The following is an 18,331-nucleotide window of genomic DNA, read 5'->3' as shown; positions in this document are numbered from 1 at the left end:
TGGAGATCTCCGCGGAGGACTCGAGCGCCCTCGCCGAGGCCGGCAGTCCGCGGGTCAGTCGCCGAGGCCCGCGAGCAGCAGGTCCAGTCCCTCCTCGAAGGGTGCGTCCGCATAGGGGTTCCGCGCCCCCGTCGCGCGCGTGCCCCCGCCCGCCCGGAAGGCCTCGGCGGCCGCGCCAAGCGCGGGCAGGCGCTCCTGCGCCCCCGCCACCTCGAAGATGTCGGCCGGAGCGTCGACGTCGTACGCAGACCCGTAGATGAACGACTCGAGCGCGATCACCCGGGCCAGCACCTGCTCCGGCGCCAGACCGGTCCGGGCCAACACCGCGCACACCGTCTCGTAGACCCGCTGCGTCGACGGGGCTCCCTCGATCGGCAGGGTCGCGATGAGCGGGATCAGCGGCGGATGGGCCGCGAAGACGTCGCGGTAGGAGCGCGCCCACGCCCGCAGGGCGGCGACGACGGGCACCTCGCCCCGGATCGCGGCCTCCAGCTCGACGAGCGAGACCTCGCCCATCACGGCGTCCTGCAGCAGGACGAGCAGCTCATGCTTGCCGCTGATGTGGTTGTAGAGCGCGCTCGGCGCCACGCCCAGGCGACGGCCGACCGCCGCCATGGTGAGCCCTTCGTATCCCTCGGTGCGGGCGACCGCGAGCGCCGCGTCCGCGATCGCTTCGCGGCTCAGAGCGGGGGAGAGAGGTCGTCCGCGGCGGCGGCGCGCCCGGGGCGGTTCAGTGGTCTCGTCCATCCGGCCATTCTGACCCGTCGGACGGGCAGGAGGTGTCAGGCCGGCTACGGACCAGCCTTCCCTTCCCGGCGCGCGGCCCGTACAGTGAGCGCCGACACTCTAAATGAACGGCATTCACCCGGGCCCCGCCCGATGCCCCGTCCCCGCCAGAGGAGCACCCCATGACCACCGCCCCCGCCACCGCCGGCCGCGAGCGCCGGACGAGCGACGTCGTCGTGATCGGCGCCGGCCCGGCCGGCCTCATGGCCGCCCGCACCGCGAAGGCCCAGGGCCTGTCCGTCACCGTCCTGGAGGCTCGCCGGCGCGTCGGCGGCCGCACCTGGAACGGCCTGGTCGAGGGCGCCGACGGCAAGGACCACTTCATCGAGATCGGCGGCCAGTGGATCTCCCCGGACCAGACCCGCCTCATCTCCCTGGTGGAGGAGCTCGGCCTGCCGACGTTCTCCCGCTTCCGCGACGGTCGCAACGTCTACGTGGACCCGCGCGGAGAACGCCACGTCTACGACGGCCTCGACTTCCCGGTGGCCGAGAAGACGGACCGGGAGATGGATCGCCTGATCGCCAAGATCGACGAACTGACCGCCGAGATCGACGCCGCCGCCCCGTGGGAGCACCCGCGGGCCGCCGAGCTGGACAAGATCTCCTTCCGGCACTGGCTGGAGCAGCAGTCCGACGACCCGGAGGCCATCGACAACGTCTCCATCTACATCGCCTCCGGCATGCTGACCAAGCCCTCCCACACCTTCTCCCTGCTCCAGGCGCTGCTCATGTCCGCCTCGGCCGGGTCGTTCCGCAACCTGGTGGACGAGGACTTCATCCTGGACAAGCGCGTCGAGGGCGGCATGCAGTCCGTGTCCCTGGCCATGGCCGCCGAGCTGGGCGACGACGTCGTCCTCGGCCAGCCGGTGCGCACCCTGCGCTGGGCCGAGCCGGACCCGTCCACCGCGGACGAGAAGAACGGGGTGGCCGCGGACGTGCGCAACGGCGTGGCGCACGACGGCGCCGCCGGCGACGTCGTGGCGCTCACTGACGACTACGAGGTGCACGCCCGCTACGCGGTCCTGGCCGTCCCGCCGAACCTCTACAGCCGCATCTCCTTCGAGCCGCCGATGCCGCGCGAGCAGCAGATCGCGCACCAGCACATCTCCATGGGCCTGGTCATCAAGGTGCACGCCGTGTACGAGACCCCGTTCTGGCGCGAGGAGGGCCTGTCCGGCACGTGCTTCGGTGGGGGCCGTCTCGTCCAGGAGATCTATGACAACACCAACCGCGGCGAGAACCTGGCCGGTGGCGCCCCGGGCAAGGAGGACCCGCACGGCACCCTCGTCGGCTTCGTGTCCGACGTGTACGCGGAGCAGATGTGGGCCCTGCCGGAGGAGGAGCGCAAGGCCGCGATCCTCGGCGCCATGGCCGAGTACCTCGGCCCCCGGACCCTCGAGCCGATCGCGTTCTTCCTCTCGGACATGGCCGCCGAGGAGTGGACCCGAGGCGCCTACGCCACCAGCTACGACCTCGGCGGGCTCTCCCGCTGGGGCCACCTCCAGAACCGCCCGACCGGTCCCATCCACTACGCGTGCTCGGACATCGCAGCCGAGGGCTACCAGCACGTGGACGGCGCGATCCGCATGGGCGAGGCCGCCGCCCTGGCCATCGCCGAGCGGGAAGCCACCGACGCGGGGCAGCCCACCGGCTGACCGGCCCGACGGACAAGGACATCCTCATGAGCGCATCCACCCCACGACGCCGCGTCGTCGACAATGAGGGACACGAGCACGTGTACCCGACCACCTCCGCCATCGAGCAGGTCAACCTGCTCAACCCGGGCGGGGTGAGCAACAAGGGGCTCCAGGCCGGCAAGGTCGGCCTGCTCGGGGCGGTGGTGATCGGCGTCTCCGTCGTCGCCCCCGCCTACACGTTGACCTCGGGCCTCGGGCCGACCATCAGCACCGTCGGCACCCACGTGCCCGCGATCCTGCTGCTCGGCTTCATCCCGATGCTCCTGGTGGCCCTCGGCTACCGGGCGCTGAACACGCGGGTGCCGGACTCCGGCACGTCGTTCACCTGGGCCACGCACGCCTTCGGGCCGTATGTCGGGTGGATGGGCGGCTGGGGGCTCATCGCCGCCTCCGTGATCGTGCTGTCCAACCTGGCGGCCGTCGCCGTCGACTTCACGTTCCTGCTGCTCGCCCAGATCACCGGGAGCCAGGCCATCGCGGACCTGGCCGGCAACCTGTGGGTCAACATCCCCCTGACCCTGGTGTACCTGGCCCTGGCCGGATGGATCTCGCACCGCGGCATGGAGACCACCAAGCACCTGCAGTACATCCTGGTGGCCTTCCAGATCCTGGCCCTCGGTGCGTTCGCGGTCGCCGCCCTGACGCAGTCCTCCCGTGGCGCGGGCTTCGACCCCACCCCGGTGCAGCTGGACTGGTTCAACCCGTTCACCGCGGGCGACTTCAGTGTGGTCGCGGCCGGCGTCTCCCTGTCCATCTTCCTGTTCTGGGGCTGGGACGTGACCCTCACGATGAACGAGGAGACCAAGGACCCCGAGCGCACCCCCGGCCGGGCCGCCGCCGTCACCGTGTTCGTCATCATCGCCGTCTACATCCTGTCCGCCCTGGCCGTGATCTCCTGGGCGGGCATCGGCTCCGAGGGCCTGGGCGCGGGCAACCCGGACAACCAGGAGTCGATCTTCGCGGTCCTCGCCGGCCCGATCCTGGGCCCCTTTGCCGTGATCATGTCCAGCGCGATCCTCGTCAGCTCCCTGGCCTCCCTGCAGTCCACCATGGTCTCCCCGGCCCGCACCCTGCTGGCGATGGGCTTCTACCGGGCTGTGCCCGCGCGCTTCGCCGAGCTGAGCCCCCGGTTCAACAGCCCGGCCTTCGCGACCTGGGTGTGCGCGGGCTTCGCCGGCCTCTTCTACGTCGTCACGCGGCTGCTCTCCGAGAACGCCCTGTGGGACACCATCACCGCTCTGGGCCTGATGATCTGCTTCTACTACGGCATCACCGCCCTGGCCTGCGTCTGGTACTTCCGCCGCGAGTGGTTCACCTCGGTGGGCAACGCCCTCACCACCTTCCTGTTCCCGCTGATCGGCGGCCTCGTGCTGCTGGTGATGTTCTGCGTGACCGCGATGGACTCCACCGACCCCGACTACGGCTCCGGCTCCTCCGTGTTCGGTGTCGGCACCGTGTTCATCCTGGGCATGGGCGTGCTGGCCATCGGCGTGGTACTGATGATGTGGACGCGGCTGCGCCACCCGGCCTACTTCCGTGGCGAGACCCTGCCGCAGACGGACTCGACCCGACCCATCCCGATCATCCGTCCGGACGACGACGGCACTGCCGTGGTCCGGGACCCCAACGAGAGGACCCACTCATGAGCACCCCCACCGGCTATCGCGTGCAGGACCCCAGCACCGACCAGGTCGTGGAGACCTTCCCCGCCCTCGCCGACGGTGAGGTCGACCAGGTGCTGGCCGCCGCCGAGACCGCCCAGCGCGCATGGGCCGCCCGCCCCATCGAGGAACGCGCCACCATCGTGCAGAAGGTCGCGGACCTCTTCGAGGAGCGCAAAGACGAGCTCGCGCAGATCATCGCCACCGAGATGGGCAAGCGCGTGACCGAGGGCGTCGAGGAGGCGGAGTTCAGCTCGGCCATCTTCGGCTACTTCGCGGACAAGGGCCCCACCCTCGCCGCGGACCGCCCCATCGAGACCTACGGGGGCGGCCGCGCCATGATCCGCCACCTGCCCCTGGGTGTGCTGCTGGGCGTCATGCCGTGGAACTTCCCGTACTACCAGATCGCCCGTTTCGCCGCGCCGAACCTCATGCTCGGCAACGCGATCGTGCTCAAGCACGCCGAGATCTGCCCGCGCTCGGCCCTGGCCGTGCAGCAGATCATGGACGACGCCGGCGTGCCGGCCGGCGTGTACACCAACGTGTTCGCCACGCACGACCAGATCGCCGAGTTCATCGCCGACCCGCGCGTGGCCGGCGTCTCCCTGACCGGCTCCGAGCGGGCCGGCTCCGTGATCGGCGCGCTCGCGGGCCAGCACCTCAAGAAGGCCGTCCTCGAGCTCGGCGGGTCGGACCCGTACATCGTGCTCGACGCCGAGGATCCGGCCGAGGCCGCCCGCACCGCGTGGGCGACCCGCATGTACAACATGGGCCAGGCCTGCAACTCCAACAAGCGCATGATCGTCTCGGCGGACATCCATGACGCCTTCGTGGCCGAGCTGGTGTCCCTGGCCGACGCCATGAAGCCCGGGGAGGCCGCCGACGAGGACCCGACGGTGTTCACCCCGCTGTCCTCGCGCGGTGCCGCCGAGGGCCTGGCCGAGCAGGTGGAGCGGGCCCGTCAGCAGGGCGCGACCGTCCACGTCGGCGGGACCGTCACGGACGAGGCGGGCGCCCGCTTCGCCCCGGCCGTGATCACGGGCGTCACCTCCGAGATGGACGCCTACCGCGAGGAGCTCTTCGGCCCCGTCGCCGTCGTCTACAAGGTGGAGTCCGCGGACGAGGCGCTCGCCCTCGCCAACGACTCCCAGTACGGCCTGGGCGGCGCCGTGTTCTCCCAGGACGAGGCCCAGGCCGAGCGGATCGCCCGGCAGCTCGAGGTCGGCATGGCCAACGTCAACACGCCGGCGGGAGAAGGGGCGGAGATCCCGTTCGGCGGCGTCAAGCGCTCCGGCTTCGGCCGCGAGCTCGGCCCGCTCGGCATGGACGAGTTCGTCAACAAGCAGACGTACTTCGTCCAGGACTGACACCCCACGACGACGACGGGCCCGCCTCCGGTGACCGGAGGCGGGCCCGTCCGCGTCCCGCCGGCGTGGCGGGAGCAGTGGGTCAGCGACGCGCCAGACGTTCCAGCAGACGCTCCTCTGCGTCCTCGCCCGGGGTGATCCCGCGCGGGATGCGGAACAGGAAAACGAAGCCGAGCAGCCACCACAGGCCGAAGAAGGCATAGGCCATCGGGGCGATGGAGGCGGGCATCCCCGGAATGTAGAGGCTGAGCAGCCCCGCAGTGAGGATCACACCGGTCACGCCCAGCACTCGCCCGGCGGTCGCGCCGCCCGCGCGGAAGGGGCGGTCCATCTCCGGCTCGCGGCGGCGCAGGAGCAGGAACACGACGCAGACCATCATGTAGGTGAACACGATGGACGGGGAGCCGGAGTCCACGAACCAGCCCAGGGCGCCCGCGCCGAAGAACGGCGCCGCGATGGAGAGCACGCCGATGAACAGCACCGCGTTCGACGGGGTCCGGTACTTCGGGTGGATGTGTCCGAACCAGCGGGGCAGCATGCCCGAGACGCCCATCGCGTAGAGCAGGCGAGCCGCGCCCATGAGCAGGGCGATCCAGGAGGTGAGGATGCCGGCCAGGCCGCCCACGAGCAGCACGTTGGCCATGGCCGGGCTGTGGAACAGGGCCGCCATGGCGTCAGCCGTCACGAGGTCGGCGTTCACGAGCTGCTCACGGGGCATCGAGGACGCGTTCGTCAGGATCACCATGATGTACCAGAGGGTCGCGGCGGCCACCGAGACGATGATCATCACGCCCATGCGGCGAGGGGGCATGTTGAGCTCCTCGGCCGACTGAGGGATGACGTCGAAGCCCACGAAGAGGAACGGCACGACGACCATCACCGTGAAGAGGCCCCGGGCGTCCGTGAAGAGCGGCTCGAAGTTCGCGACGGAGCCACCCGTTCCGGCCCCGAACACCAGGAGTGCGCCGATGACGAGCAGCGTGGCGACGACGATCGTCTGCACGATGCCGGCCAGTTTGACGCCGATGTAGTTGATCCAGGTGATGACCACGGCGGCCCCGGCGCCGACCAGCGCCCAGACGAGGTAGACGTCCGAGCCGAAGGCGTTCCACAGCGGGATCGACTCGATCTCGGGCCAGATGTACGCGGTGGTGCGGGGGAGGGCGACGGCCTCGAACGCGACGATCGAGATGTATCCGCCCGTGATGCCCCACGAGCCGAGGAAGCTCCACCGCGCGCCCATGCCACGCAGCAGGAAGTGATGCTCGCCTCCGGCCTTCGGGATCGCTGCGACGAGCTCGGCGTACACCAGCGCGACGACGGTCATGATCAGGCCGCCGGAGACGATCGCGATGATCGAGCCCAAGGTGCCGGCGTTCTTGAGCCAGCCGCCCACGAGGACGACTCAGCCGAAGCCGATCATGGCGCCGAAGCCCATGGCGTAGGCGTCGAGCGACGAGAGGGTCTTCTTGAGACCCGGCCCTGTCTCGGGCGGGGAAGAGGTCACGTGGCTCATGGAGCCCCCTTTCTCGGGGGTGGGGGAGTGATGACCGCCATATTCTCCCCGATCGTCGGCCAGGGTCGTCTCCGTCGGCTGGGTGCCTACCGCACAGCGGGTTCTAGGCTGGCGCGCCCTTGTCCCTTCATCCGGGGCGTGGCCATCATGGATCGGATCCCCGTCGAGAACTGCAGAATCGAGAATGTCTGATGTACCCCACCCCGATGACCTTCGACGTGGCGCGTGCCGGCCGCGCTCTCGCCCAGGTCAGTGTCCGCACCCTGGCCACCGCGGCCGGCCTCGAGAAGGAGCAGCTGCGCCGCTTCGAGAAGGGGCTGGCCGACCTGCGGGTGGACGAGCGTCTGCGTCTGGAGAAGGCCCTGCGGAAGTACGGCGTCGGGCTGGTCCCGGAGGACGAGTTCGGCGGCACGGGGGTCCGCCGGATCTTCACCGCCGAGAAGTCCCGGCGCCTCGAGGCCATGGAGAACGAAGGCGGCCCCGCCTACGAGGACGACATCTGAGTCCTCTGCCGACAGGCGGACGGCCCCGCATCCCGGACGGGGATGCGGGGCCGTCGTCGTCGGTCCGCCGGTGGCGGGGGCTCAGGCGGACCGCAGCGCCTTCGTGACCTCGCTCAGGCCCTCCTTGAGGAGGTCCTCACCGATGGTCAGCGGCGGCAGGAAGCGGATGACGTTGCCGTAGGTGCCGCACGTGAGCAGGATGACGCCGGTGGCGCGCACGGCCGCGGCCACGGTGGCGGTCAGCGTCGCGTCCGGCTCGCCGGTGGCGGGGTCCACGAACTCGATCGCCATCATCGCGCCGCGGCCGCGGACCTCGGCGATGCGGTCGTCGGCGTTCTGCTCGAAGTGCTCGCGGATGACCTGCTCGATCCGGCGGGCCTTCTCCAGGAGACCGCCCTCCTCGACGGCCTCGAACACGGCGAGCGCCGCCGCCGTGGCGACGGGGTTGCCCCCGTAGGTGCCCCCGAGGCCGCCCGGGTGCACGGAGTCCATCACCTCGGCGCGGCCGGTGACGCCGGAGAGCGGCATGCCGCCGGCGATGCCCTTGGCGGTCGCCATCAGGTCCGGCTCGATGCCCTCGGTCTCGGAGGCGAACCAGGTGCCGGTGCGGGCGATGCCGGACTGGACCTCATCCGCGATGAACAGGACGCCGTTGGCCTTGCACCACTCGACCACGGCCGGCAGGAAGCCCTCGGCCGGGACGATGAAGCCGCCCTCGCCCTGGACCGGCTCCATGATCACGGCGGCCAGGTTGTCGGCGCCGATCTGCTTCTCCAGCGCGGAGATGGCACGCTGCGCGGCCTCGGCGCCGGACAGGCCGTCGCGCAGCGGGTAGGAGCCGGGCACGCGGTAGATCTCGGGGGCGAACGGTCCGAAGCTGTGCTTGTAGGGCATGGACTTGGCGGTGAGCGCCATCGTCAGGGTGGTGCGGCCGTGATAGGCGTGGTCGAACGCGGCCACGGCCTGCTTGCCGGTGTAGGCGCGGGCCACCTTGACGGCGTTCTCCACGGCCTCGGCGCCGGAGTTGAACAGGGCGGTGCGGGTCTCGCCGGGGATCGGGCTGGTGCGGTCCAGCTGCTCGGCCACGGCCACGTAGCCCTCGTAGGGCGTGATCATGAACGAGGTGTGGGTGAACCGCGCGACCTGCTCCTGGACGGCGGCCACGACGCGCGGGTGGGAGGCGCCCACGGAGGTCACGGCGATGCCGGAGGCCAGGTCGATCAGCCGGTTGCCGTCCACGTCCTCGAGGATGCCGCCCGCGGCGCGGGCCGCGTACACCGGCATGGTGGTGGCCACGCCGGCCGGGACGGCACGCTGCTGGCGCTCGGCGAGCTCACGGGAGCGAGGGCCGGGCAGCTCGGTGGCCAGATGGCGGGTCTGCTCGAGGTCGGGGGTGGCGGTCATGGGGGTGCCTCCTGGGGACGGCTCACGGGGAGCGGGGACGACGGGTGGGCACGACAACGACGCGTCGGGCCGCGTCCTCCCATGGTGGGGCGTTGAGTCCATGCCGTCCAGTGATCATCTGGCATGGCGGCTATGCTCATCCGGCATGGAGGAGAAACTGCTCCGGGCCTTCGTCACGGTGGCCGAGGTCGGCACGGTCTCGGGGGCGGCGATCCGCCTGGATCTCGTGCAGTCCGCGCTCAGTCGGCAGCTGCAGCGGCTGCAGCGTGAGCTGCGCCTGCCCCTGTTCGCCCGGGTCAGCGGCCGGCTCGAGCTGACGACGGCCGGCGAGGCGTTCCTCCCGGTGGCGCGCGAGGTTCTCGTCGCCCATCGACGGGCGGAGCAGGCGGCCCGCGCGCTCGCCTCCGGGCGGCTCACGGACGTGGCCGTGGCCGCACCGGGCACCACCCTCATCGACGTCGTGCTGCCGTTCGTGGCCACCTTCGGCGAGGAGGACCCGCGCCCGCGCGTGGCGGAGACCCAGCTCGACGACTCGCTGCTCGACGCCGTCGCGCGGCACGACCTCGTGGTGATGCCGACGGTGCCGCCTCCCTCCGTCGCGTCGCTGCCGCTGATGGACCTGCCGGTCTGGGCGTACGTCGCCCCGGGCCACCCCTGGGCAGGCCGGACGCGGGTGTCCCTCGACGACCTCGTGGCCCAGCCCGTCGTCGCGCCCGCCCGCACCTTCATGGCGCGGCGCGTCCTCGACGGCGCCGTGGCCGTGGCGGGCCTCACGCCACCGGCCCTCGTCGAGGCGAACTCCGGGCGGGTGGCCCAGGCCCTGGTCGCGACGGGGGCGGGCGTCGCCGTCGTCACCGAGGACCCGGCCTTCGAGCTGACGCCGGTGCGGGTCATCGCGCAGGGGCGGGCGCTCGCGGTGCGACTGCACGCGGCATGGCGGGAGGATCACTTCGCCGCCGCGACGCTGGAGGCGATCGCCCGTCGGCTGCAGGCCTTCGTCTGGGACCGCTATGCCGAGCCCGGGGATGCGGCGTCCCACATGAAGAGTGAGTGAATTCTGCGGCTGCGGCCAGGCGGCGCTCACCAGATGCACATGTGGCAGATAGGATCGACGTGTCCGTGACCCACGTCACCTGCACTCACTCGGGGTGACACCACGCCCGCACCGCCGAACCGGAGGACCCCATGTCCCTGCAGTTCCCCGCCCGCCTGTCCGCCGCCGCCCTCGGTGCAGCCGTCCTCGTCGGCGTCGCCGCCGCCCCGGCCCACGCCGCCACCTGGACGCCCGAGCACGGCACCCCGTCCGGCACGTTCGTCAGCGCGGACGACGACCTGATGGAGTTCGTCCTCTACGACAACTTCGCGACCGAGGACATCCGTGCCGTCGTCGTCACCGCGTCGGGGGAGGAGACCGAGATCCAGGTCGACTTCATCACCGAGGACGACATGGGCGCCGTGTTCATGCACGACATCGAGCAGGTCCTCGGCGGCGACCTGGCGCAGCCCTACGAGGTGCACGTCTACGGCGCCGGCCAGCTCGCCTTCGGCGCGGCCTTCGCCGCCGACGGCACCATGACCCCGATCGAGGCCGAGGAGTTCATCCCGTTCGAGGACTGGGCCGAGGTCGCCACGTGGCGGGTCTACACGGACCAGAACGCGACCGTCGTCGAGTCCCTCGTGACCGAGGACGGCGGCGTGCCGAGCCCGATCGACGCCGAGCTCACCGTGGCGCCGAAGCACGGGACCGTCGAGATCGGCGGGACCTCCTTCGGCTACACCCCGGAGAAGGACTTCCTCGGGACCGACACCTTCACCGTGGTGATGACCGCGAACGGCGTCACCCGGACGGTCGAGTTCACCGTGGAGGTGCTCGACCTGCCGGGCGACTCCACGCCCACCCCGATCGACCCGGCGCCGGCCCCCGAGCCGCAGCCGGAGCCGGAGCCGGCTCCGGAACCCGAGCCCGCCCCCGAGCCGGCTCCGGAACCCGAGCCCGCCCCGGAGGAGCCGGTCGATCCGGCCCCCGCCCCCGAGGAGCCCGCCGAGCCCGAGCAGCCGGCCGAACCGGTCGTCGACGAGGGCGAGCCCGCGGCCCCGGCTCCCGAGTAGCCGGCCGAGGACGGCCACACCGTCCCGGACACGGTCGAGACCGGCAACGGCTCCGCGTGGGGCCTGGCCGCCATCGGCGCCCTGGCCGCCGGCGTTCTGGTGCGCCTGCGCCGCACCTTCGGCCTGGCCTGAGCCCGCACCGAGGCGGCCGGGGCGCACCCGCGTCCCGGTCGCCTCGGCCATCCCGAACGGACGACGCGCCGGGCCGAGGCCGGAGCGCGTGAGACCATGCCGTCGTCGGACGCGGCCCCGGGCGGGCCGCGTCGATGCACACGAGGGGAGAACCCGGATGAACACCACCGTCCGACGCGCCCTGTGGGTGGTCCTGGTGCTGCTGTGCCTGGGACTCGTGTTCCTCGCGCTGCGCGGGGTGCTGGCGGTCGGCGCCGTGCCGATCAGCGCCGCCCCCACCCTCAGCGCCACGGCGTCCGCGACCCCGTCGCCGTCGCCGTCGCCGTCCTCGGCACGCTTCACGCCCAGCCCCGCAACGACGGCCACCCCGACCCCGACGCCGAGCCCGTCCTCGGCGTCACCCACGCGGGAGGCGGCGGTTCCCGTCGAGACCCAGGAGCTCGCCGGCACACCCACGCCGTCCGAGGAGCCGACCCCCACCGAGGAGCCGGCGCCGTCCGAGGAGCCGGCACCGTCCGAGGAGCCGACCCCCGCCGCGGCCGCCCACCTCTCCGGCCCCGCCGCCCCGTGGGACGAGGTCACGGCGACGCCCGTGCACGTGGACGTCCACCAGGACGGCGAGCAGATCGTCGGAGCGGGGATCGACCTCACGCAGTTGGATGAGGGCGGCGACCTGGACCCGGAGCCACAGACGGTCGGCTGGTACGGCCCGCCGCAGTGGGGCACCACGCCGGGGGAGCGGTCCCGGTACGCGGGGGTCCTGGCCGGGCACGTCGTCTACCACGGCGTGCGGGACGTGTTCTGGAACCTGGGCGACGTGCGCGCGGGTGCCGTCGTCGTGGTGACATACGACGACGGCACGCAGGCCGCCTTCGAGGCGGACTCGGACGCGGTCTCGGTGGAGAAGGAGGCGCTCACCCAGGATCCGGCGAACCGCTGGGCCTGGGAGCCCGGGGGCGACGACGCGAAGGTCACGCTGATCACGTGCGACCTCGTGCCGGGCACCGGGATGGCCGGGAACGCCTTCAACAACTGGGTGGTGCAGGCCACCCGCGTCGCCTGAGGCCGCGGTGACCCCGGGGCAGGGAGGCCGGAGGGGTACCCTGGGGAGGCCGGGGCGGCCGACCGCGTCGGACCGCCATTGACCCCGTGACCGGGTGACGACCGCCGAGAGGACCTGCGCCCATGAGCCGAGCCGACATCGCCCCCGCCCGCGTGCGCCCCCGCCGCTGGAGCGTGGCCGTCGGAGGGGCGCTCCTGAGCATCACCCTGGCCACCGGCGGCTGCAGCGTCGCCGAGGAGCCCGGACAGACCGGTGGCACGGAGGCGGGGAACACCTACCTGGAGGGCGTGCTGGCCAGCCCCAGCCAGACGTCCGCCGACCCGCTCGCGGCGGACATCCAGTTCGCGGGTCTGCTGCTGCGCAACCACCGCGACGCGATCCAGCAGTCCGATCAGGTGCTGGGCAAGGACGGCGTGGACCAGGAGATCCGGGCCACCGCCGAACGGATGAAGTCCGAGCACGAGGAGCGGGCGGGCCGGCTCGAGTCGATGCTCGAGGGCTGGGGCGTCCCCTCGGATGACGTGCGCGGTGCGGGTGCCGAGTCGACCCCGTCTGCGCAGCCCGAGTCCACGGAGGACGCGGAGCCGACCCAGATCGTGGGCGACGAGCTGCGCGCCGGACTCCTGTCCGACCGGGAGAAGAACGTGCTGGCCGCCGCCGAGCCGGAGGAGGCAGGACGGATCTACCTGCTCCAGATGCGCCGCCTCTATCAGGGCGCGCTGACGATCTCCGCCACGGAGGCGGAGGACGGCTCGGACGACGCGGCGAAGGAGCTGGCCTCCAGCGTGGTCGAGGGCCATCGCAAGGAGCTGGAGAGTTTGGCCGCGACGCTCGGGGAGATGGGCGTGATCGGGTCGAGCGGGGCGCGCACGGCGGAACCGTCCGGGTTCACCGGCCCCATCAAGATCGAGGGCACCGGCGCGGACGGCGGCTCCGTCCCCTCGGACTTCGTCCCGGAGCCGCTGCAGCGGGTGCGCAGCTTCCGCGCCACCCAGAAGCCGGTGCTGCCGTCGTCGAGCTCGCCCAGTTCCTCCAGCGCGTCGGGCTCCGCCAGCGCGTCCGGCCGGGACGCCGAGGACCAGCGGGGGCGGGACGCCGCATCGGCGAGCCCGTCGCCCAGCCCGGCCGACACGGCGCAGGCCACCCCGCGCCCCTCCTCCGGGGCAAGCCCCTCGCCCAGCGCATCCCGCTGACGCGCGGCGCCGGCCGGCCCGATCCGCATCGCGCGTCGCCGTGACCGAGTCGATAGCGCTTCGTCACCGGATGGTGACCCGCCTCACGTCCGTGCGGCGTAGATTCGTGCCGACGCGGCGAGTGCGGCATCCGGTCGACCTCGGGCGTCCGAGCCGGAGAACCCTTCAGCCCGTCGCAGCACCGCACCCCTGGAGGAGCACGATGCGCACCGCCCGACCGACCCGCCTTGCCGCCGCCCTGGGCGCCGGCGTCCTTCTCACCGGCCTGGGGGCGACCCCTGCCCTCGCCTCACCCGCCCACCCCGCTGGATGGACCGCCGAGCACGGCCTGCCCGGCGGATCCTTCCTCGTGGCCAGCGCGGAGGGTGAGACCGGTGCCTCCTTCGGCACCGAGTTCGAGGTGGACGAGTCCGACGTCCGCCTGACGGTGGCTCCGGTGCTGGAGGGGGAGGCCCGCGGCGCCGAGACCGAGGTCCCGTTCACGTACGACGACGAGTTGGAGCGCGGTGACTTCGACGTCGCCGCGGCCCGGCGGAGCCTGGGCGAGTCGGGGACCGGTCCCGTCGTCTACACCCTCTACGTCCTGGGCGGCGAGGTGGCCGCCCTCACCTACGGTCCGGACGCCGACCTCACCGACGCTGACCCGGGCGAGCCGCTGCGCGCCGACCAGCGTCATGAGCTCGGCTTCCACATGCTCCCCACCGCCTGGGACACCACCCTGCTCGCGGCGCCGGGGGAGCGACACGTGTTCATCTCCTCGTACACGGGCGATGAGGCGGCGCCGCTGACGCTCGTCGCGGGCCCGGCCGAGGGTCGGGTCGTCGAGGTGACGGAGGAGGAGACCGGCGGGCCGCGCGGCTACGTGTACCAGGCGCCCGAGGGCTTCACCGGATCCGACACCGTCACCCTGCGGGCCACGAGGGACGGCGTGACGACGACGCGGACGGTGACCGTGCGGTTCGGCGATCCCCGCGTGGACCTCTACGACTGGGAGAACGGGCGGATCCCGGGGTTCGTGACCTTCCCCGTGGCCGGCCCGTTCGACGACGCTCCGGGCCAGCCGGCCGATCCCGACACTCCCACCTCGCCGGCGGAGCCCGAGACCCCTGCGGATCCGGCCGACGGCGAGCACACGGTGCCGGACACGGTCGAGACCGGGCGTGGTCCGGCGGCGTGGCCCGTCGCCGTCGCGGTGCTGGCCGCGGGCGTCCTGGCCGTGGTGCGCCGGCACCGCGTCGCGGCCTGACCGCGCCGGTCAGTGGGGCGCGAGCAGCGCGCTCTTCTCCGGGTGCTCGTCGAACCACTGGGCGACGTACCAGCACATCGGCACGATGCGGCGGCCCCCTGCGGGGCCGCCGTTCGTCGCGATGTCCTCGACGGCGCCCGCGGTCAGCGCGGCGGCGTGGCCCCGGCCGCGGTGCACCGGGATGGTGAACGCGCGGTTCAGGGAGACGGCCGCGCCGTTGTCCCGGAAGTCGAGGACGGCGAGCAGTGTGCCGCCGTCGTGGAGCTCGTAGCGGGACTCGGCGTCATTGCGGGTGACGGTGGGGGAGGTGCTCATGCCGGGGCAACCCCCGGTGGTCACGGGGTATTCCGACGCCGGCCGGCGGCGGGCTCCTACATGTAGTGGTCCGCGGGGGCCGGACACGCCGCTCGCGGACGTGGCGAACCCGACTTTCCGGCTGTGGGAACCCGGCCCCGAGATCTCCACCGGCTGTGGACAGTCGACCTCGGTCCCGGCGTGTCCCGCATGTCCGCGCGGATCGTCTCGCACAGCAGGGTGTGGACAGGATGGCCAGAGGGTGGGGATACGTAACTACAGCGGTGTGACTACTACATGTAGGGATGGTTCCCGGCTGTGATCACTAGATGTAGTATCGACGCAGATGTTCGGCACGCCCCGTGATTCACCTCGCGGGCGCCGCGCCGACACCCGCAGACCACCAGAGACCACGAAGGAACAGGGATCGCCATGACCGTCACCGTGTACACCAAGCCGGCCTGCGTGCAGTGCAACGCCACCTACCGTGCACTGGACAAGAAGGGCATCGCCTACGAGGTCGTGGACATGTCCCAGGACCCCGCCGCCCTCGAGCGCGTCCGTGCCCTCGGCTTCATGCAGGCCCCCGTCGTCGTCACCGAGACCGACTCCTGGTCCGGCTTCCGCCCGGACAAGATCGCCGAGCTCGCCGAGTCCGCCGCGGCATCGGTGGCCTGACCGGAGTCGACATGACCGTCGCCGCGGACCCGAGCCACATCCGCTCGGCCGAGGCGCAGGGGCTCGTCCCCACCGACGCGGGACTGATCTACTTCTCCTCCGCCTCCAACTACACGCACCGCTTCGTCGAGAAGCTCGAGCTGCCCGAGGACCGGGTGGCTCGACTGCCGTTGATCACCCGGGAGCCCACCCTCGGGGCCACCGCCCCGTACGTCCTGATGACCCCCACCTACGGCGGGGGCAGCGGGCCGGGCGCGGTCCCGAAGCAGGTGATCAAGTTCCTCAACGTCCCGGAGAACCGTCACTGGATTCGGGGCGTGATCGCGTCCGGGAACACCAACTTCCATGAGGGCTACTGCCTGGCCGGCTACATCATCTCCCGCAAGTGCCAGGTCCCCCTCATGTACAAATTCGAGCTGATGGGCACGCCCGACGACGTCGAACGCGTCCGCGGCGGCCTGGAAGGACTGTGGACATGACCACCACCGCACCCACCGAGGCGGACCTCATCCGCCAGGCGAAGAACATGCCCGCCGAGTGGCAGAACCTCGGCTACCACGAGCTCAACGCCATGCTGAACCTCTACGGCGCCGACGGTCGCATCCAGTTCGAGGCCGACCACGCGGCCGCGCGCCAGTACTTCCTGCAGCACGTCAACACCAACACGGTGTTCTTCCACGACCTGGAGGAGAAGCTCGACTACCTGCAGAAGAACGACTACTACGAGACCGAGACGTTCGAGCAGTACCCCTTCGAGTTCATCCGGGGCCTGTTCGATCGTGCCTACAAGGCCAAGTTCCGCTTCCCGACATTCCTCGGCGCGTTCAAGTTCTACACCTCGTACGCCCTGAAGACCTTCGACGGCAAGCGCTACCTCGAGCGCTACGAGGACCGCGTCGCCGTCGTCGCCCTCCACCTGGCCCGGGGCGACCAGGAGCTGGCCACCCACCTGGTGGACGAGATGATCGCCGGCCGCTTCCAGCCGGCCACCCCCACCTTCCTCAACTCGGGCAAGAAGCAGCGCGGCGAGCTCGTCTCCTGCTTCCTGCTGCGCATCGAGGACAACATGGAGTCGATCGCCCGCGGCATCAACTCCGCCCTGCAGCTGTCCAAGCGCGGCGGCGGCGTGGCCCTCTCGCTGACCAACATCCGCGAGCACGGCGCGCCCATCAAGCAGATCGAGAACCAGTCCTCCGGCGTCATCCCCGTGATGAAGCTCCTCGAGGACTCCTTCTCCTACGCCAACCAGCTCGGCGCGCGCCAGGGCGCCGGCGCGGTGTACCTCAACGCGCACCACCCGGACATCCACCGCTTCCTCGACACCAAGCGCGAGAACGCGGACGAGAAGATCCGCATCAAGACCCTCTCCCTCGGCGTCGTGATCCCGGACATCACGTTCCAGCTGGCGAAGAAGAACGAGGACATGTACCTGTTCTCGCCGTACGACGTCGAGCGCGTCTACGGGGTGCCGTTCTCCGAGATCTCCGTGACCGAGAAGTACTACGAGATGGTCGACGACGCGCGGATCAAGAAGACCAAGATCAACGCGCGCGAGTTCTTCCAGACCATCGCCGAGATCCAGTTCGAGTCCGGCTACCCGTACGTCGTGTTCGAGGACACCGTGAACGCCGCGAACCCGATCAAGGGCCGCATCACCATGTCCAACCTGTGCTCCGAGATCCTGCAGGTCTCCGAGGCCTCCGAGTACAACGAGGACCTGAGCTACGCCCACGTGGGCCAGGACATCTCCTGCAACCTCGGCTCGATGAACATCGCCAAGACCATGGACTCGCCGGACTTCGGCCGGTCCGTGGAGACCGCGATCCGTGCGCTGACGGCCGTGTCGGTCATGTCCGACATCCAGTCGGTGCCGTCCATCGCCAAGGGCAACGCCGCCTCCCACGCCATCGGCCTGGGGCAGATGAACCTCCACGGCTACCTGGCGCGCGAGCGCGTCCACTACGGCTCGGAGGAGGGCATCGACTTCACGAACATGTACTTCTACGCGGTGCTGTTCCACGCGCTGCGGGCCTCGAACCGGATCGCCATCGAGACCGGCCAGCGGTTCGGCGGGTTCGAGGACTCGAAGTACGCCTCCGGAGAGTTCTTCGACAAGTACACGGATCAGGAGTGGGCGCCCGCCACCGAGCGCGTCGCCGAGCTGTTCGCCGAGGCCGGCATCGCCCTGCCCACGCAGGACGACTGGCGTGAGCTGAAGGCCTCCGTCATGGAGCACGGCATCTTCAACCGCAACCTGCAGGCCGTCCCGCCGACGGGCTCGATCTCCTACATCAACAACTCGACCTCCTCGATCCACCCGGTGGCCTCGAAGATCGAGATCCGCAAGGAGGGCAAGCTCGGCCGCGTGTACTACCCGGCGCCGTACCTCACCAACGAGAACCTCGAGTACTACGAGGACGCGTACGAGATCGGCTACGAGAAGATCATCGACACGTACGCCGCGGCGACGCAGCACGTGGACCAGGGCCTGTCCCTGACGCTGTTCTTCAAGGACACGGCCACCACCCGTGACCTGAACCGCGCGCAGATCTACGCGTGGACGAAGGGCATCAAGACGATCTACTACATCCGCCTGCGCCAGCTCGCGCTGGAGGGCACCGAGGTCGAGGGCTGCGTGAGCTGCATGCTCTGACAGCCGGCCCTTCGTGGCGGGAAATCCCG

16 protein-coding genes are annotated in these 18,331 nt (G+C 71.2%); 12 read left to right on the top strand and 4 right to left on the bottom strand.

Annotated features, from left to right (window positions below):
• Positions 1-54 precede the first annotated feature (54 nt).
• Entirely contained in the window at positions 55-747 is a 693-nt protein-coding gene (locus D8M29_RS00850) for a TetR/AcrR family transcriptional regulator (protein ID WP_036381598.1), read from the bottom strand.
• Between the two features lie 161 nt (positions 748-908).
• Between D8M29_RS00850 and D8M29_RS00845 the strand changes: the two genes are divergently transcribed.
• From D8M29_RS00845 to D8M29_RS00835, 3 genes are read left to right on the top strand one after another with little or no spacing between them, the layout of a single operon-like run.
• Entirely contained in the window at positions 909-2,441 is a 1,533-nt protein-coding gene (locus D8M29_RS00845) for an NAD(P)/FAD-dependent oxidoreductase (protein WP_041103003.1), read from the top strand.
• 26 nt (positions 2,442-2,467) lie between these two features.
• Positions 2,468-4,129 carry an APC family permease gene (locus D8M29_RS00840; RefSeq protein WP_036316957.1) on the top strand — a complete coding sequence of 554 codons (1,662 nt, stop codon included), beginning with the start codon at positions 2,468-2,470 and terminating at the stop codon, positions 4,127-4,129.
• Positions 4,126-5,511, top strand: a complete 1,386-nt coding sequence (locus D8M29_RS00835; protein ID WP_036340938.1) for an NAD-dependent succinate-semialdehyde dehydrogenase — start codon at positions 4,126-4,128, stop codon at positions 5,509-5,511. Before D8M29_RS00840 ends, D8M29_RS00835 begins: the two co-directional genes overlap by 4 nt.
• Positions 5,512-5,593: 82 nt before the next feature.
• Here the strand turns inward: D8M29_RS00835 and D8M29_RS00830 are convergent, their stop codons facing one another.
• Positions 5,594-6,907: an APC family permease gene (locus D8M29_RS00830; RefSeq protein ID WP_238692760.1), complete on the bottom strand. Its 1,314-nt coding sequence runs from the start codon at positions 6,905-6,907 to the stop codon at positions 5,594-5,596.
• Positions 6,908-7,218: 311 nt separating this feature from the next.
• Between D8M29_RS00830 and D8M29_RS00825 the strand changes: the two genes are divergently transcribed.
• Positions 7,219-7,530 (top strand): hypothetical protein, encoded by a 312-nt coding sequence (locus D8M29_RS00825; protein WP_127435145.1) that lies wholly within the window; start codon positions 7,219-7,221, stop codon positions 7,528-7,530.
• Between the two features lie 81 nt (positions 7,531-7,611).
• On the opposite strand, the gene gabT is transcribed toward D8M29_RS00825, so the two are convergent.
• Positions 7,612-8,934, bottom strand: a complete 1,323-nt coding sequence (gene gabT, locus D8M29_RS00820) for a 4-aminobutyrate--2-oxoglutarate transaminase (RefSeq protein WP_127435146.1) — start codon at positions 8,932-8,934, stop codon at positions 7,612-7,614.
• Positions 8,935-9,079: 145 nt separating this feature from the next.
• Here gabT and D8M29_RS00815 point away from each other — a divergent pair, with 145 nt between their 5' ends.
• The 5 genes from D8M29_RS00815 to D8M29_RS00795 all read left to right on the top strand — a co-directional run bounded on the left by D8M29_RS00815 (position 9,080) and on the right by D8M29_RS00795 (position 14,677).
• Positions 9,080-9,988, top strand: a complete 909-nt coding sequence (locus D8M29_RS00815) for a LysR family transcriptional regulator (RefSeq protein ID WP_127435147.1) — start codon at positions 9,080-9,082, stop codon at positions 9,986-9,988.
• Positions 9,989-10,119: 131 nt separating this feature from the next.
• Positions 10,120-11,043, top strand: a complete 924-nt coding sequence (locus D8M29_RS00810; protein ID WP_127435148.1) for an Ig-like domain-containing protein — start codon at positions 10,120-10,122, stop codon at positions 11,041-11,043.
• 289 nt (positions 11,044-11,332) lie between these two features.
• Complete coding sequence (locus tag D8M29_RS00805; protein ID WP_078026100.1) at positions 11,333-12,238, top strand: class F sortase; 906 nt, start codon at positions 11,333-11,335, stop codon at positions 12,236-12,238.
• Between the two features lie 122 nt (positions 12,239-12,360).
• Positions 12,361-13,431, top strand: coding sequence for a DUF305 domain-containing protein (locus tag D8M29_RS00800; protein WP_036313160.1), 1,071 nt, complete (start codon positions 12,361-12,363; stop codon positions 13,429-13,431).
• Positions 13,432-13,633: 202 nt separating this feature from the next.
• Positions 13,634-14,677, top strand: a complete 1,044-nt coding sequence (locus D8M29_RS00795; RefSeq protein ID WP_127445755.1) for a hypothetical protein — start codon at positions 13,634-13,636, stop codon at positions 14,675-14,677.
• 9 nt (positions 14,678-14,686) lie between these two features.
• On the opposite strand, the gene D8M29_RS00790 is transcribed toward D8M29_RS00795, so the two are convergent.
• The gene (locus tag D8M29_RS00790; RefSeq protein ID WP_095354181.1) at positions 14,687-14,992 is read right to left on the bottom strand and encodes a GNAT family N-acetyltransferase; all 306 of its coding nucleotides are present in this window, start codon (positions 14,990-14,992) and stop codon (positions 14,687-14,689) included.
• 411 nt (positions 14,993-15,403) lie between these two features.
• Here D8M29_RS00790 and nrdH point away from each other — a divergent pair, with 411 nt between their 5' ends.
• Genes nrdH through nrdE form a run of 3 tightly spaced genes read left to right on the top strand, consistent with a single transcriptional unit; the run spans position 15,404 to position 18,302 of the window.
• On the top strand, positions 15,404-15,649 hold the full coding sequence (gene nrdH, locus D8M29_RS00785; protein WP_036313172.1) for a glutaredoxin-like protein NrdH: 246 nt from the start codon (positions 15,404-15,406) through the stop codon (positions 15,647-15,649).
• A gap of 11 nt (positions 15,650-15,660) precedes the next feature.
• Positions 15,661-16,128: a class Ib ribonucleoside-diphosphate reductase assembly flavoprotein NrdI gene (gene nrdI / locus D8M29_RS00780; RefSeq protein ID WP_004167610.1), complete on the top strand. Its 468-nt coding sequence runs from the start codon at positions 15,661-15,663 to the stop codon at positions 16,126-16,128.
• A gap of 47 nt (positions 16,129-16,175) precedes the next feature.
• The gene (gene nrdE / locus D8M29_RS00775) at positions 16,176-18,302 is read left to right on the top strand and encodes a class 1b ribonucleoside-diphosphate reductase subunit alpha (protein WP_180537555.1); all 2,127 of its coding nucleotides are present in this window, start codon (positions 16,176-16,178) and stop codon (positions 18,300-18,302) included.
• Positions 18,303-18,331: the final 29 nt, after the last annotated feature.

Source organism: Micrococcus sp. HSID17227 (assembly GCF_003989405.1).
Lineage (GTDB): Bacteria > Actinomycetota > Actinomycetes > Actinomycetales > Micrococcaceae > Micrococcus > Micrococcus luteus.
This window is presented reverse-complemented; position numbering and strand designations above follow the sequence as displayed.